The organism is Sphingomonas sanxanigenens DSM 19645 = NX02 (assembly GCF_000512205.2).
GTDB lineage: Bacteria > Pseudomonadota > Alphaproteobacteria > Sphingomonadales > Sphingomonadaceae > Sphingomonas_D > Sphingomonas_D sanxanigenens.
This window is the reverse complement of sequence record NZ_CP006644.1, coordinates 5055558-5071817: the sequence shown is the minus strand read 5'-3', so window position 1 is coordinate 5071817 and position 16260 is coordinate 5055558. Positions and strand designations below refer to the sequence as shown.

10 protein-coding genes and 1 pseudogene are annotated in these 16260 nt (G+C 68.9%); 2 read left to right on the top strand and 9 right to left on the bottom strand.

Annotated features, from left to right (window positions below):
* Positions 1–45: 45 nt before the first annotated feature.
* Positions 46–4281, bottom strand: a complete 4236-nt coding sequence (locus NX02_RS23205) for a translocation/assembly module TamB domain-containing protein (RefSeq protein WP_025294551.1) — start codon at positions 4279–4281, stop codon at positions 46–48.
* Complete coding sequence (locus tag NX02_RS23200; RefSeq protein WP_245648678.1) at positions 4281–6338, bottom strand: autotransporter assembly complex protein TamA; 2058 nt, start codon at positions 6336–6338, stop codon at positions 4281–4283. The genes NX02_RS23205 and NX02_RS23200 overlap by 1 nt, the downstream gene beginning before the upstream one ends.
* Before the next feature lie 192 nt (positions 6339–6530).
* On the opposite strand from NX02_RS23200, the gene NX02_RS23195 reads away from it, so the two are divergent.
* Positions 6531–6860, top strand: coding sequence for a hypothetical protein (locus NX02_RS23195; protein WP_162232717.1), 330 nt, complete (start codon positions 6531–6533; stop codon positions 6858–6860).
* Positions 6861–6984: 124 nt separating this feature from the next.
* Here the strand turns inward: NX02_RS23195 and NX02_RS23190 are convergent, their stop codons facing one another.
* From NX02_RS23190 to NX02_RS23180, 3 genes are all read right to left on the bottom strand, one after another.
* Positions 6985–7953, bottom strand: a complete 969-nt coding sequence (locus NX02_RS23190; protein ID WP_025294548.1) for a YihY/virulence factor BrkB family protein — start codon at positions 7951–7953, stop codon at positions 6985–6987.
* A gap of 74 nt (positions 7954–8027) precedes the next feature.
* Positions 8028–8465 (bottom strand): hypothetical protein, encoded by a 438-nt coding sequence (locus NX02_RS23185; RefSeq protein ID WP_025294547.1) that lies wholly within the window; start codon positions 8463–8465, stop codon positions 8028–8030.
* 25 nt (positions 8466–8490) lie between these two features.
* Positions 8491–8910, bottom strand: a complete 420-nt coding sequence (locus NX02_RS23180; RefSeq protein WP_025294546.1) for a secondary thiamine-phosphate synthase enzyme YjbQ — start codon at positions 8908–8910, stop codon at positions 8491–8493.
* Between the two features lie 144 nt (positions 8911–9054).
* Between NX02_RS23180 and NX02_RS23175 the strand changes: the two genes are divergently transcribed.
* Positions 9055–10650: an isocitrate lyase gene (locus NX02_RS23175; RefSeq protein ID WP_025294545.1), complete on the top strand. Its 1596-nt coding sequence runs from the start codon at positions 9055–9057 to the stop codon at positions 10648–10650.
* Between the two features lie 78 nt (positions 10651–10728).
* Here NX02_RS23175 and smc read toward each other — a convergent pair.
* From smc to NX02_RS23155, 4 genes and pseudogenes are all read right to left on the bottom strand, one after another.
* A pseudogene (gene smc / locus NX02_RS23170) lies at positions 10729–14170 on the bottom strand (chromosome segregation protein SMC).
* 44 nt (positions 14171–14214) lie between these two features.
* Positions 14215–14952 (bottom strand): DsbA family protein, encoded by a 738-nt coding sequence (locus tag NX02_RS23165; protein ID WP_025294544.1) that lies wholly within the window; start codon positions 14950–14952, stop codon positions 14215–14217.
* A 29-nt stretch (positions 14953–14981) separates the two neighbouring features.
* On the bottom strand, positions 14982–15689 hold the full coding sequence (locus tag NX02_RS23160; protein ID WP_025294543.1) for a DsbA family protein: 708 nt from the start codon (positions 15687–15689) through the stop codon (positions 14982–14984).
* Positions 15686–16246, bottom strand: coding sequence for a DUF721 domain-containing protein (locus NX02_RS23155; RefSeq protein ID WP_025294542.1), 561 nt, complete (start codon positions 16244–16246; stop codon positions 15686–15688). Before NX02_RS23155 ends, NX02_RS23160 begins: the two co-directional genes overlap by 4 nt.
* Positions 16247–16260: the final 14 nt, after the last annotated feature.

Here is a 16260-nt window from a genome sequence, read left to right as displayed (position 1 = left end):
GGCATGAGCGAATGAGCGCCGTCGGTCAGCCCGGCCCGGCCTTCCTCAGTAATCCTTCGAGTAGCGCAGGTTGACGTTGGAGCCGCCGAACGAGGCGGCCTGGCTGAGCAGGCTAAGCGTCTTCGACAGCGAAATCTCCAACTGCGTGGCGGTGAAGCCGCGCGCATCGGTGATGATCTCCACATAGATGTCGTTGGAGATGTACTGCCCCGCCGCAAGCGCGGTGCCGCGGCCCGCGGTCTTGTCCGCGCCCAGCACGCGCAGCCGGTCGATGCCCGTCGCCGAGCGCAGCGTGCCCAGCGGGTTGAGCCCGCCACCGCCGCCGCCGCGCAGCGAGTTGAGCGCCGCGGCGAGCTGGATCGCCTGCGTCGGCGACAGCGATGTCACCGAACTGCCGAACAGCAGGCGGGAGAGCACCTCGTCCTGCGGCAAGGTCGGCGTCGAGGTGAAGGTGATCTGCGGGCTTTGCGCGCGGCCGCCGATGTTGATGATCGCCGAGACGCCCTCCACCGTCGTACTCGCCGCGAGATCGAGCTCGGGGTCGGTGAGCGGACCGTTGAAGCGCACGACGCCGCTCTCGTCGAGGTCGAACCGGCGGCCGGCGAAGCTGTAGGTGCCGCGCACCACATCGAGCTTGCCGACGATGCGCGGGGCGTCGGCGGTGCCGGTGATCCGCATGTCGGCGGCCCATTCGGCCTCCAGCCCCATGCCGCTGACGAAGATCTCATTGTCGGCGCGGATGCGCAGGTCGAGCTTCCAGTTGGTCGCGAACGCGCTCGCCTGCTGCACCTTGGCCTGGCCGGGCTTGTCGGTACGGCGGCGCACGCCTTCCAGCTCGGCGACTTCGGCCGCGCCTTGCAGCACGATCTGATAACGCGCGTTGGGGATGTTGATCTGCCCGCTGATCGTCCCGCCGTCGCGGCCGTTGAGGACGCGGATCGTGCCACTGGCGGTGGCGCCGAGCGCATCGCTGCGCGCGAGCTGGGCGCGATCGAGTTTCGCGGTCAGGTCGATCGGGAAGCCGCTGGCTGCGTCGAGGCCAACATTGCCGCTGGCGCTGACGCTGCCCGTGCCGGCGCGGCCGGTGAGCGACACCAGCTCGAGCCGCGACTGGGTGAAGCGGCCGTCGAGCGCGATGTTGGAGATGACCGTGCCGAACGTCTCGTTCTCGTAGCGCAGGGTTTTGGCCCGCATCAGGCCGTTGATCGTCGGTTGCGAGAGCCGGCCGCCGAAATCGGCCGCGATGGCGATCGGGCCGGCCAATGTCTGGCCGGAAATGCCCGTCAGCGTCCACAGCACGTCGGCAGGCCCCGAATAGCGGATGCCGCCGGACAGCGGCGCGTCGAACAGCCGGTCGGAAAGGCCGGCGCCCCCGCCGAGCGGCGCGAGCCGCGCCTGCATCCGCCCGACGTTGGTGCCGCCGCGCCGGATCAGTGCGCGCAGATCGCCGCCATTATCGTCGAGCGTGCCGAGGAAGGCGATGTCGACCGGATCGGAGACGACATAGGCCGCCGTCCGTGTGAAGCGGGCGATATCGAGCCGCGCCTTCACCGTCGGCACCGCGCCCGCCGAGACATAGTCGAGCGTACCGCTCGCGCGCCCGCCGAGGCCCAGGCCGGGCACGAACGCCTGCGCGATCGCGACATCCATGTTGGCGAGGCGGGCATGCGCCTCCGTCCGCGCGCCGAAGCGGCCGTTGAGATCGACCTTGCCCTGCGGGATCACGAGGGTGGTGGGTGCCAACACCCAGTCCGCGCCCTCCTTGGTGATGACCGCCGGCCTGGTCAGGTTGAACGCGATGGTATTGGCGCTTCCCTTGAGGTTGGCAACGATGCGCGTCGGGGTCATCGCCGCCTGGCCGGCGACGTTGAACGGCACGCCGGCATTGCCGTTGGCCACCAGCGCCAGCTTGCCGCTGCCGTCGCGATAATCGATCCGGCCCTGCGCGCGTTCGACGATGGCCTCGCCCTGGCGCACGTCGGCGAGCTGGAACGCGCCGTTCACCGCGGGGCCATTGGGAAGCAGGATCGCGGTCGCGCGGACATGGCCGCTGCCGATCGAGATCGGCACGGTGCCGGGGATGGTCGCAGCGTTCGCGGTCACGTCGATATCGGCGCGCTGGTTGGTGCCCGCCGCCGCGAGGACGATGCCGCCGTTGAGGCCGGAGCCGGCAAGCGCCAGCCGGCCGGCGAACGGCCCCGCGCGGGTCTGCTGGACGGTGCCGTTGAAATCGATGCCGGCGAAGGTCGCGCGCTTGATGTCGACCGCGAGCAGCACCCCGGTGCGGATCGTCACATCGGCGTTGAACGGGCCATAATCCGAATCGCCGCGGCCGACGACGGCATAGCCGGCAGGCACGCCGCGCAATGTCGCCTGGATGTCGCGCAGCCCGACGCCGAGCCCCGGCCGTGCCGCGCGCAGGTTGACCAGCGGCCGTTCGAGCGTGCCGGTGGCATTGACGGAAAGCGGGCCATATTCGCGTGAGACCGCGCGCGCATCGAACGCGATCCGGCCGCTGTCGAGATTGTAGCTGCCCTTGGCGTCGGTAACGCGGAATCCGGGCGCGGTCATCCGAAGGCCGACCAGCGAGGCCGTGCCCTTCTCGTCGAAGCCGAAGCGCGCGATGGTGACGGCGTCGCCGCCCAGCACATTCGCCAGCGCCTCATTCTCGATACGGCGGGTGGTGGCGCGGAAGCTGCCGCGGATGCCGAATCCGCCGGCCGCGCCCTGCACCAGCTCGGCATCGGTAACGAGGCTGAGTCGGCCGAGCCCGGCGATGCGATAGTCGTTTACCCGGCCCTTGATGGCGCCGGTATATTTGCCGTTGGCGATGTCGGCGAGGACGATCGCGGTCGCATCGATCTGCGAGGATTTGAGCTTGAGATTGTCGGAGAGCAGGCGCCCATCGGCGTAGGCGAGATCACCGTTGATCGAGAGCTTTTCGAGCAGGCCGCCCGCGGCGGCGTTGAGCCCGGTCACCCGTTCCGCAGTGGCGCTGACCGGCACGAGGATGCGATCGGCATCCACTTTAGCGCTGCCCTGGGCGGCAAGACCGCTGACGCCCATCGTGCCGAACGCTATCTGCGCGGCGTTCAGGCGATAGGCGACGGTCGGCGTCGCAAACGGGCCATCGAGCACCGCGGCGAACTTCACGTCGCGCCCGCTGAGGCTGTCGGCGATCGAACCGGGCTTGAGCAGCGCGCCGGCGACGATGAAATTGCCCAGGCGGCTCCGGCCGAGATCGACCAGCCCCTTGCCGGTGACGACCATCGCATCGGACTTGGCCGAGAAGGCGATGTTGGCGCTGCGCTCGGCGAGCGCGGCGGTGGCGTCGATCGCCAGCGCCGGCGCGGTCAGCCGGGCGAGGGGTGCCTGCTGGGCTTCCTCCAGTGTCGCGTCGGCGGCCTGAACATAGACCGCCGGCATCGCATCGCCCTTGAGCGAGAACGTGCCGTTGCGCGCGGTCAGCGCAAGATTGGCGAGCGGCTGTCCACCGAGCGTGCCCTGCACGCGGCCATCCCAAGTCTCCCAGTCGCCATTGCCGCCGATCGTCAGCAGCATCGGTCGGCCGGTGCCGGCATAGCTGTCGACGAGTCCGCCGGCCGGCGCGGTGACGCGTGCGTCGATCTGGAGCTTGTTGGCCTCGGGCACCGCATCGAGCTTGACGATCGCGACATCGCCTCCGGCGACGCCCGCGGCGCGCAGCGCGCGCGCGTCGGCGTTCACGCGGGCGCGGCCGTCGGCGATGTCCGCCGTGCCGACGAGGCGGACGATGTGGCGCTGGCCGGTGACCGGCGCCTCGACCTCGAACCGGTCGATCGCGAGGCGGCCGACGGTGATGTCGAGATCGGGCAGCAGCGGCGCATTGGGGTCGGAGGGGACCGGCTTGAACGCGGGCGTGCGCAGCAGGCGGATCTGCGGTGAGGTCAGCGAGCGGACATCCACCTTGCTGTGGAGATAGGCGAACGGCCGCCAGTCCAGATCGATGCGCGGTGATTCGAGGAACACGCCCTTGGGATCGGTGACCTTGAGCCCGACGAGCTGAAGCTTGCCGTAGAGCGAGCCATCGATCCGTTCGAGCTGGAATCCCATGCCCGATGCGGTTTCGAAGCCGGAGAATTGGCGCACGAGGAAGGCGCGACCGGGCCCGGTGTTGATACCGAACACGATCGCGACGATGAGGAGCAGCAACACCGCGAGGATGCCGAGCAGCCAGGTGGCGATGCGCCAGCCGGTCGAGCGGCGCTTGACGACCACGGTGGTTGGGGCTTCGCTTGCCATCAGAAGGCCTGCCCGATCGAGATATAGAGCGCGATCCGCGATTCGCCCGGCTTGCGGCCGATCGGTGTCGCCACGTCGATGCGCATCGGCCCGAAATTGGTGTAATAGCGCCCGCCGATGCCGGCCCCGTAGCGCATCCCCGACAGCGATGGCGCGGAGCTTTCGCCGATCCGGCCCGCGTCGATAAACGGTACGACCCCGAAATTGCCGAAGCGATACCGTGCTTCGAGGGCGAATTCGGTCACCGAGCGGCCGCCGATCGGGTCATTGTTCACGTCCTTGGGGCCGAGTTCCTGGAAGCCGAAGCCGCGCACCGATCCGCCACCGCCGGAATAGAGCCGCCGCGACGGCGCGATATCGTCACGGGCAGCGCCGAGGATCGAGCCGACGCGCGCGCGCCCGGCGATCACCAGCGCATCGCTCACCGGATAATAGGCGCTGCCTTCGAACAGCAGGCGGCCATAGCTGTCGAACCCGCCGCTGCCGGTGCGCTTCTGCGCTTCCGGGCTGACGCGCGCGTTGAGGCGGAAACCGCGGGTGGGATCGAGCAGGCTGTTCGAGCGGTCGTAACCGAGCTGCAGCGGGATCGCGGCGATCAGATAAGTGCTGCGCGTGCGGTCGACCAATTCGGTCTGGAAGCGGGTTTCGCGCGTCGCGATCAGTTCGCCGCCGACGCTCCAGGTCCAGCGCTTCTGCCAGATCGGCGTGCTGGCGCGCGCAAGGCTGCCGTTCAAGGTGATCGTCTGCGCGTTGTACGCGGCGAAATCCTGTCGCGCGACCGAGGCGCCGAGCGCGAAGGTGCGATCGCGCTGGCCGGCGTTGGAGCGGCGGAAACCGGTCGACAGACTCTGTTCCTGCGTGCCCGCGACCGCTGCCACCGAGAGCGCGCCTTCGGGCGGGAACAGGTTGCGGTGCGTCCAGCTCCCGGTCAGCTTGATGCCTTCGCCGGTGCCATAGCCGACGCTGCCGGCGAGCTGACGCGCGGGCCCCTCGGTCTGGCGGACCAGCAGGTCGACCGTCTCGGTACCGTCTTCGCCGACCTGCCCGGTGCGCACCGGTTCCACCGACACGGTGGAGAGCAGGCTGGTGCCGATCAGCGCCTGGCGGAGATCGTCGGTCTTGCGGCTGTCATAGACCTCGCCCGGATCGAAACGGGTGAGCAGGGTGACATGCTCGACGTCGAACACCGGATCGCCTTCGACCTTGATGCCGCCGTAGCGCGATTTGGGACCGGCATCGACGGGCAGGGTATAGTCGCCGCTATGGTCGCGCTCGTCGAGCAGCACGTCGCGGTCGCCGACTGCGACGAAGGGATAGCCCTGCTCGGGCAGGCGCAATGCGACGTTCGCCTCTGCGGTCTCGATCTCGGCGGCGACGATCGGCGCGCCGCTCTTGAGGTCGAGCGCCTCCAGCGCCATCGCCTGCGGCTCGGGGGCCGGGCCGGTGACGGCGATATCGCCCAGCATGTAGCGTGCGCCCGGCGTCGCGTTCAACGTCACCGTCAGCCGGTTCTCGGGGTTGGGAAGGGTGTTGACGGTCATCGTCGCGACGCCGTCATAATAGCCCTCGGAGCGCAGCAGCCGCTCCATCAGCTTCACATCCTCATCGGCGCGCGCCGAAACCTGCGCGGCATTCGCCGCCTCGCGGTCGCCGTCGAGCAGGGCCGAAAGATCGCGGAACAGCGGCTCGAGGCCGACCTCCTTCAAGCCCTTCACGACGACGGTGTAGGGGATTTCCGGCGGCTTCTCGTCCGCGGCCATCTTCGTCTCGGCGGGGGGATCGGCATCGAAGGTGGAAAGCGGTTCGAGCGGCGCGACCAGCTCGGTTTCCGGCACGATCGGCGCGGGCGGCGTTTCGCCTGTCACCTCCGGCGCGGCCGGGGGCGGCACGGCGGATGGCGGGGTGCCGGCATCGGGCGCCACGGTTTCATCGAGCGGAGGCAGGCTCGCGTCGAAATCGGGATCGCTCAGGATCGCGTCATCCTGCGGCGTCGCGGTTGCGGCCTGCGCGTGCGCTGCCGCCGGCGTCGCCAGCATCGCCACGCACAGCCCGATCACTGCCGCCTGGTTCCTCCGATCACCGATGCGCTTTGCCCCCCGCCCCATGATCATCAGGCGTGACAAACCGCGCCGGGCAGACGGTGGGTGGTGCATTGGCTCATTCTTTCCCCCTGATGCACCGCAACGGCGACAGATTCATGATCGGCCCGGATTTTCCGGCGCATTCTTCGCAAACCCGCGGCGCGGCCGATGGTTCCGCGCCGCAGCATGCGGCCTTTGCACGATGATTGGCTGGAAACCACTGCCGATCCGGACGTTGAGAGGACGGAGCAACGGCGATCCACCCCCATCGGAGTCCATGTCATGAGCTATATTCCAAAGGAGCCCGTCCGCGGGCTTGAGAATCCGCTTTTTGCGCTTTGGGCGCTGCCCTTCGAGATGCATCAGGCGATGATGACCATGTGGTGGGATGCGTGGCGCGGCGCTGCGCCCACGACCGAACGCTCGTCGGGTCCGACCGACGCGCATCTTCCCGTGCCGTCCGCGCTGCAGGGCGACGACAAGGAAATCTTCGCTTGAGGCTATTCAGGCGCTCCTGAATCCAAGCGGTGATCGAGACGTACCGAACCGCCCGCTTCCTTCAGATGGGGTAGCGGGCAGTTCTGCGCTCAGCGTGACGATGGCATGCCCCGCGCTCCAGCGCCTACGGCACATCGCCCAGCGTATCCGCCACAAAGGCGCGGCGTTCGCCCATCGGCCGCGGCCTTCCCACGGTGGTGTCGAGCGCGGTCTGGTGCTCGATCTCGGAATTGAGTTCCGCGCCGAGGATCAGGATGTAGGCGGAAAGGAACAGCCACATGAGCATCACCACCACCGCGCTCAGCGCACCGTAAGTGGCGTTGTAATTGGCGAAATTGGCGACGTAGAAGCCGAAGCCCAACGTCATCGCCAACCAGCCGATGGTCGCGAAGGCGGAGCCGGCGGTCAGCCAGCGCCACTGCGCCTTGCGGCGATTGGGCGCGTAGCGGTAGATGGTGGCGATCACCGTACTCGCCGCGATCGCGGCGGCGAGCCAGAAGGCGATGCGGATCAGGGTGATTACGAATTTCGGCGCCCACGGGATCAGGCTTTCGAGCAACGCCAGCGCGCCGATCGCCAATATGGTGAACACCGCGACGAACAACAGGCTTACCGTGATCGCGAGCGCGATGAAGGTGACCTTGAAGAAGTTCCGCGTCTCGCTCTCGTCATAGGCGATGTTGAGCGCGGTGATGATCGATTTCGCGCCGTTCATCGCGCCATAGACGGCAAGTGCGAGCGCGATGACGAGGCCGAGCCCCGTCTTCTGGGCGGCGGTTGCGGTGATCGCGACGAGTTGGTCGCCGATCAGGCTTGCGGCATCGGTCGGCAGCAGATCGAACAGCACCTTGAGATGGTCGGCAACCGTCTTGGGATCCGCCAGCAGGCCATAGGTCAGCACGACCGACGCGAGCAGCGGAACGAAGGCGAGGAACGCGTAGAACGCGACGCCGGCGGAAATCAGACCGATATTGTCGTTGCCGCTTTCGGCCCACACGCGCCAGAGAATGTCGCGCCATGCGTGGCGCGACATCTTGAGCGGCGTATCGGCCTGGCGGCCCCGGCCGTCGTCGATCGTTCCCAATGTCGCCATCGGCGTTTCCCTGTCGTTGGCCCGGAGAGACTAACGCAGGTGGTCGATGTTGGTCGCATCGGCTGCCGCCTGATTCAGCCGGAGCGCGTCGCTGCCTTTTCGAGTCGCGTGCGATTCGCCGTCACCTGGCTGTGGACGGGTTTCAGCGCCTTGCCGCCGGCGCCGCCCAGCAACTTGCCGATGCGCCGGTTGCGTGCCTGGATTCGGCCGACGGTGCCGCGGGTCATCGCGATAGTGCCGAGGCTGGCGATGTCGCGCCACTGGCCCATCATCGCGGTCTGCACGCCGATCCAGTCCTCCATCAGCGAGGCGCCCGCGCTGCCGAACGCCTCCACCTTCTCGGGCACCATCCGCGCCAGTTCGACATAGTCGCCATCTAGCGGGTTCCGCATTGCGGCATCGATCTTGTCGCTGCGGCGCGCGATGACGACGGGCACCGCCATCATCGTTTCCTGCAGCGCGACTCCCGTCTGCCACATCGTCATGCCCATCTTCCAGGCGTCGGTCCACATTGAGGCAGCTCCTTCCCGAGCAGCTTTAGTCGCCTGACAGATGCAAAGCCAGCGATCGGCGATGCGATTGGCGGCGATGTTCGAACAGGTAGATGCCCTGCCACGTTCCCAGTGCCAGACGGCCACCGAGCAGGGGCACGGAGAGGCTGGTATGGGTCAGCGCGGTGCGGAGATGCGCGGGCATATCGTCCGGCCCCTCGTCGTCATGCGCATAGGCGTCGCGGTCTTCGGGCGCGACTCGCGCGAAATAGGCTTCGATGTCGTCGCGAACCTCGGGCGCGGCATTTTCCTGGATCAGCAGCGACGCGGAGGTGTGGCGGCAGAAGACCGTCAGCAGCCCCGTCGTCATTCCCTGTTCGGCCACCCAGCGAGCGATCGGCCGCGTAACCTCGACAAGGCCTTGGCGTTCGGTACGTATCTCAAGTTCGGTCGCCGCCTGTCGCATGATCCAATCCTGTCAGTAATTTACAAAACGACCGTCGATATGAGCCCGCGGGTGACAGCGCGACGCGACAAGTTCACGAATTTTCGCGGAAATCGGCGATCGGCAGCATAACTCACTTTGAAAGTTCTCCACACAAGGTGAAGCATGACCTACCAGACGCATATCGCCGAGACCGGCCAGCTTATCCAGAGTCATCAGGGTACATGGGACGGGATCAGCGCCGAGGCGGTGGCCCGGATGCGGCTGCAGAACCGGTTCAGGACCGGGCTCGATATCGCGCGCTACACCGCTGCTATCATGCGGCGGGACATGGCCGCCTATGATGCCGATCCGGCGGCCTACACCCAGTCGCTGGGCTGCTGGCACGGCTTCATCGGCCAGCAGAAGATGATCTCGATCAAGAAGCATTTCGGCACCACCAAGCGCCGCTACCTCTATCTGTCGGGCTGGATGATCGCCGCGCTGCGGTCTGACTTCGGGCCGCTGCCGGACCAGTCGATGCACGAGAAGACTTCGGTACCCGCACTGATAGAGGAACTCTACACCTTCCTCCGCCAGGCGGACGCGCGCGAGCTCGGCATGATGTTCCGCGAGCTTGATGCCGCGCGCGCCGCCGGCAATCGCATCGAGGAGCAGCGCCTGCTGCAGGCGATCGACAATTACGAGACCCACGTCGTGCCGATCATCGCCGATATCGACGCGGGCTTCGGCAATGCCGAGGCGACCTATCTGCTGGCGAAGAAGATGATCGAGGCCGGCGCGTGCGCGCTGCAGATCGAAAATCAGGTCTCCGACGAGAAGCAGTGCGGCCACCAGGACGGCAAGGTCACCGTGCCGCACGAGGACTTCCTCGCGAAGGTCCGTGCCTGCCGCTACGCCTTCCTCGAACTCGGCGTCGAGGACGGTGTCATCGTCACCCGCACCGATTCGCTGGGCGCCGGCCTCACCAAGCAGATCGCGTTCAGCAAGGAACCGGGCGACCTGGGCGACCAGTACAACGCGTTCCTCGACTGCGCGGAGGTGACCGACCTCTCGACCGTCAATGGCGACGTCATCATCAACCGCGACGGCAAGCTGATGCGGCCCAAGCGCCTGCCGTCGAACCTTTTCCAGTTCCGTGAGGGCACCGGGGAGGACCGCTGCGTGCTCGATTGCATCACCTCGCTGCAGAATGGCGCCGACCTGCTGTGGATCGAGACCGAGAAGCCGCATATCGAGCAGATCGCCTCGATGGTCGACCGCATCCGCGAGGTGATCCCCAACGCCAAGCTGGTCTACAACAACTCGCCCTCCTTCAATTGGACGCTGAATTTCCGCCAGCAGGTGTTCGATGCCTGGGCGGCGGAAGGGCGGGACGTGTCGGCCTATGACCGTGCAAGGCTGATGAGCGTCGATTATGACGGCACCGATCTGGCTGCCGAGGCCGACGAGCGCATCCGCACCTTCCAGAAGGATGCGGCGGCACGGGCGGGCATCTTCCACCATCTGATCACCTTGCCGACCTACCACACAGCGGCGCTCTCCACCGACAATCTCGCCAGGGAGTATTTCGGCGAGGCGGGAATGCTCGGCTATGTCCTGAACGTCCAGCGCCAGGAGATCCGGCAGGGCATCGCCTGCGTGAAGCACCAGAACATGTCGGGCAGCGACATCGGCGACGATCACAAGGAGTATTTCGCCGGCGAGGCCGCGTTGAAGGCCGGCGGCGCGCACAACACGATGAACCAGTTCGCGGCATAAGGGAAAGGAAGCCGCTCCCCCGGCCCCCCTTCCGCGCAAGCGGGAGGGGGTTTGGCGTTTGCCTGCCCGTTTCGCCGCTTATTCTGCCGCGAGCAATCGCTCCGCCGCGCCCAGATCGACCGAGACCAGCCGGCTGACGCCCCTCTCTATCATCGTCACGCCGAACAGCCGGTGCATCCTGCTCATCGTCACCGCGTTGTGGGTGACGATCAGGTAGCGGGTATCGGTTTCCTGCGTCATCACATCCAGCAGGTCGCAGAAGCGCTCGATATTGGCGTCGTCGAGCGGTGCATCGACCTCGTCCAGCACGCAGATCGGCGCGGGGTTGGTGAGGAACAGGCCGAAGATCAGCGCGACCGCGGTCAGCGCCTGCTCGCCGCCCGACAGCAAGGTCAGCGCCGCGAGCTTCTTGCCCGGCGGCTGCGCCATGATCTCCAGTCCCGCTTCCAGCGGATCGTCCGAATCGACCAGCGCCAGATGCGCCTCGCCGCCCGCAAACAAGGTGGTGAACAGCCTGCGGAAATGGCCGTCGACCGCTTCGAAGGCGGCGAGCAGCCGCGCGCGGCCCTCGCGGTTGAGGCTGCCGATCGAGCCGCGGAGTCGATTGATCGCCTGCCCCAGTTCCTCGCGCTCCGCTGCCGACCGCGCGCGTTCGTCTTCCACCTCGCGCAATTCCTGCTCGGCGACGAGGTTGACCGGACCGATCCGCTCGCGTTCGGCGACCAGCCGGTCGTGGCGTCCTCCCTCCATATCGGCGTTGCCGACCTCGGCGCCGGGGAAGCCGAGCTTCTCGGGCAGCACCACCGCCGGGCAATCGAAGCGCTCGCCGGCAAGCCGGCTCATCTCGGTGCGGCGCTGTTCCTGGCTCTCCGCGCGCGCCACGGCGCCGGCGCGGGCCTCGCGCGCTGCAGCCAGTGCCTCGGCGGTGCGGACCTGGACCGCCTCGGTCTCGCGCACGCGGGTTTCGGCCTCGCGCTCGGCGGCGGCGGCGGCGGTCGCCTCGGCGGCCAGGCGCGTGGCGGCGTCTTCCTCCGCGGCGATGCGTGCGGCGAGCTTCGCCGGGGCCTCGGCCAAGGTCGCCTGCTCCGCCGCGATCGTCTTCTCGCGCTTGGCCATCTCCTCGATGCGCTTCGCCGCTTCGCCTGCGCGGGAACGCCAGCCCTTCGCCTCGCCGGCAGCGGCCTCGCGGCGCTGGCGGTCGGCGGCGATGCCGCGTTCCAGCGTTGCCGCCTCGGCGCGCAGTTGCGCGGCATTGGCGCGAGCGGCCTCGGCGGCGTGCTGGAGCAGTTGAACCTGTTTGGCGGTCTCGATGCCATCGGGCAGCGCGGCGCGGGCGGCCTGCGCACGCCGATGATCGGCCCCCGCCTCGGCGGCTTCGGCCTCGGCGCGGGTGATGCGCTGGTCGAGTTCGGCGCGGCGCGTTTCGAGCCGTTCGATCGCGGTGACTGCCTGATCCTCGCTGCGCGTGGCGCCGCGTGCAGTCGCCTCGGCCTGGGTCAGCGCGGCACGGGCCTGATCGATACCCCGCCGGGCGGCCTCGGCGCGCGTCGCCGCCTCGGCCTGCGCGGCGCCCGCGCGCTCGACCAGCGCCTGCGCGGCGGGAAGCTGCGCCTCGATTTCCGTCAGCCGGTTGACCCGGATCAGCCGCTCGGCCGCAGCAGCGCCGACATCCTCGGCGACATAGCCGTCCCATCGCCGCAGCCGGCCATCGCGCGTCACGAGGCGCTGGCCGACCGCAAGGCGCCTCGCCGCCATCGCTCTCGACGACGAGGATCTGCGCCAGCCGCCGCGCCAGCTCCGCCGGTGCCTCGACATGATCCGCGAGCCGCTCGCCCCCCGCGAGGACCGGATCGCCTTCCGCCGACGCCGCGCCCTGCCAGCGTCTTTTGCCGGTGGCGCCCACTGCCGCGTCGAGTTCGTCGCCGAGCGCCGCCGCCAAGGCGCGTTCATAGCCGGGGCGGGCGCGGACGCGGTCGATGGCGCGGTGGGTGCCGGCCGTGCCGCGGTCGATCGTCCTGGCGAGCGCGCGCGCCTCGCTTTCGAGCGCGGCAAGCTGCGCGCGCGCTGAAGACCGCTCGGCTTCCGCCGCATCGCGTGCCGCGGCCGCATCGCGCCGGTCGGTCTCGGCCTGTTCGATCGCGGCAGCGGCGGCCTCGGCCGCGTGCTCCGCCCGCTCGCGGGTGGTCCGCGCCCGGGCCCGCTCGGCGATCAGCGGTGCTTCGTCGCCCAACCCGGCCCGCTCGCGGACGACCGCATCCCGATCCCGCGCGGCGCGGGAAACCCCCGCGGCGGCGGCGGCGATGGCGGCATCCGCCACGCGGCGCTCGGCTTGCTCGCTGGCCTGCGCGGCCAGCGCTTGGGCCAGCGCGACCTCGGCATCGCGTGTCGCCACCTCGGCGGCGGCGAGGTGTTCGGCGAGCCCGGGGCGGTCCTTCTCGGCGGCGGCGACGCGCGCATCGAGCGCTTTGGTCTCATCGCCCAGACGCTGCAGCGCCTCGGCGGCGTCGCGCGCAAGATCGCTTTCGCGCGAGCGATCGGTGTCGAGCCGTTCGGCGGCGGCCGCCAACTCGGCGATGCGCCGGTCGAGCGCGCCGCGTTCGGTGCGGGAGGCCGCGAGGATATGGCCCGCCTCGGTCGCGGCGTCGCGCGTGCGCTGCGCGCCGGCGCGCGCGGTCGCCAAGGTCTGCGCGGCATCGAGCTGCGCGGTGGCCGCGGCGCGCTGCGCCTCGGCGGCGGTGATGACCAGGGTTTCGGCGCGCTGTGCCTCGGCACGCGCGGCGTCGGCCGCGGCGGCGGCATCGCGCCAGCGCGCATAGATCAGCCGTGCCTCGGCGATACGGATCTGGTCGGTGAGCTGGCGATACTTCTCCGCCTGCCGCGCCTGCCGGCGTAATGCCGCCGCGCGATTGTCCATGTCAGCGAGCAATTCGTCGACGCGGGTCAGGTTGGTCTCGGCGGCGCGCAGCTTCTGCTCCGCATCCTTGCGGCGCACATGCAGGCCGGCGATGCCCGCCGCCTCTTCCAGCATCGCGCGGCGCTCGGTCGGCTTGGCGGAGATGATCGCGCCGATGCGGTTCTGGCTGACCAGCGCCGGGCTGTGCGCGCCGGTCGCGGCGTCGGCGAAGATCAGCGCGACATCCTTGGCGCGCACGTCGCGCCCGTTGACGCGATAGGCCGATCCGGCACCGCGCTCGATGCGGCGGACGATCTCGACGTCACCGTCGCCTGCCGACGCGATCGGCCCGTCGCCTTCGCCGGATCCGCGCTCGGTGAGGATGGTCACCTCGGCGAAGTCGCGCGCCGGCCGCGTCGCGGTGCCGGCGAAGATCACGTCTTCCATGCCGGCGCCGCGCATCGACCGCGCGCTCGATTCGCCCATCACCCACCGGATCGCCTCCAGCAGGTTGGATTTGCCGCAGCCATTGGGGCCGACGATCCCCGTCAGCCCCGGTTCGATGTGCAGTTCGGCGGGGTCGACGAAGCTCTTGAACCCAGCGAGCTTGAGCCGCTTGATCCTCAACCCGGCATGTCCCGGAGGCGCCCCAGCCCGCGCATCTCAGCCGATCAGGCGCCCGCGGCCTTCAGCGCCGGCTCCAGCTGCGGCCAGGCGGCGGCGTTGGGGACGAGCTCGTCGTTGATCAGGAAGCTCGGCGTGCCGGTGATGTTATACTTCTCGCTGGCCGTCTCCACGCCCTTGGCGAGACGCTCGGCCTCGGCCTGGTCCTTGAGGCAAGCAGCGATCTTGTCCGCGCTCACGCCGCGCTGGCGAGCGAACTGGTCGAGCCCGCTGGCCTTGGCGAGCGCGGGCAGCAGGGCGGGTCCGGCAGCGCCGCGCAGCGCCTGCTCGGCTTCCGGAGACTGGGCGCGGCCGATCCATTCGGCCTGCGTCGCGAACATCTGTTCGGTCAGCGCGAAGAAGGGGGCCTCACCGCCGCAACGCGCGATCAGCGAGGCGGTGAGATCGAAGGAATCGCGAACGAAGTTGCGATATTCCAGGCTGACCTTGCCGGTCGCGATATAGTCGCGCTTCAGCGCGGGGATGCCCGTCGTGGCGAAGTCGGCGCAGTGCGAACAGGTCATCGAACCGAATTCCACCAGCTTGATCGGCGCGTTGGGGTTGCCCATGCGGAAGCCGCCCTCGGGCGTCTTGACGACGGTGGTCGTCCAGTCCTGCCCGGCCGGGGCCGGCGTGGCGGCGACCTTGGGGCCGTCGGCGCCGGCGCTGGTGTTGCCGCCCTCGCTGCCGCCGCAGGCAGCGAGCGCGATCGAAAGCGACAGGGCGAGAACGGTGGTGATACGCATGGGGTCGGTCTTCTCCGTGTAAAACGAATTCAGCGCGCCAGCGCTGCCTTGATCTGGGGCTCCAGCATGTCCCAGCTATGGACGTCGGCAAGCACCGTGCCGTTGATCTCGAAGCTCGGCGTGCCCTGGATGCGTTTGAACGAGGCCTCGGTCATCGTGCCCAGCGTCGCCTGCTGGGCATCGTCTGCCAGGCAGGCATCGACCTGCTGCGCGGTCAGCCCGCGTCCGATCATCAACTGATCGAGCCCGCTCGCCTTGGCGACGGCGCGCAGCCCCTCATCGACCGAGGCGGGTCGCGGCCCCGCATAGGCTTCCGCCTTAGCCAGCCATTGCGGCTGCGCGGCCAGGATCGCCTCGGTATTGCCGAAAAATCGCTCCGCGCCGCCGCAGCGTGCGAGCAATGCTGCGGCATAGTCGAACCGGTCGCGCACCGCATGGCGCAATTCGATCGCTGCGGTGCCGCGGCTGATATAGTCGCGCTTGAGCGCGGTTTCCGCCTCGCTGACGAAATGTGCGCAATGGCTGCAGGTATAGCTGAGATATTCCACCACCCGCACCTTGGCGGCGGGGTTGCCGAGCACATAGGCGCCCTGCTCGGTCATGCTGGTGCGTCGCGTCCAGTCCGCCGCGGCGGGCGCGCTTGCCGCCATGCGGCGGGGGGCGGGGGCGGCACCGGCCAGCCCGGCCGCCAGAACCAGCGCGGAGGTTGCCGCCGCGATCGAGACGCCGCGTTTCATTTATGGTCTCCTTCGACGCGCGGCGGGCCGTTGCTGGCCGCAACGCCGCGGGCCAGTGCTTCGAGCACCGCCTTGAGTTCGGGGTCGCCGATCTCGCGCAGGCTTTCGCCCAGGTCGCGGGGTATCGGCGCGGGTTCGGCGGCCGGCGCCGGGCGCGCGGCGCGCTTTTCGATCATCCCCTGCCGGATCGCGAGCCGCGCCACCGCCGGATAGCCGAAGAAACGGTTGACCCGCTCGATGATCGCGGGCGCGACATGCTGCATCATCGGCGCGTGCGCGCTGGCGACCACCAGATGGAGCACGCCCTCGGAGCGTCGGCCCGGCGGAAAGCGAATCGCTTCCGGCGCCGATGCCTCGGCATAGCGCGGGCCGACGATCTCGGCCCAGCGGCTGACGATCGACGACTGGATGAAGCCGAACTGGCGGAACGCCGCGCGGCCGACGTCGGGCAGCATTTCGGATACCGAACGCGCGCGTCCGCCACGCTCCCGCTCGACCGCGGGGGGTGTCGTCTTGCTACCGGTCTTGCTGCGTCGTTCCGTCATCGCCGCGGTCATGCCATAGCCGACCC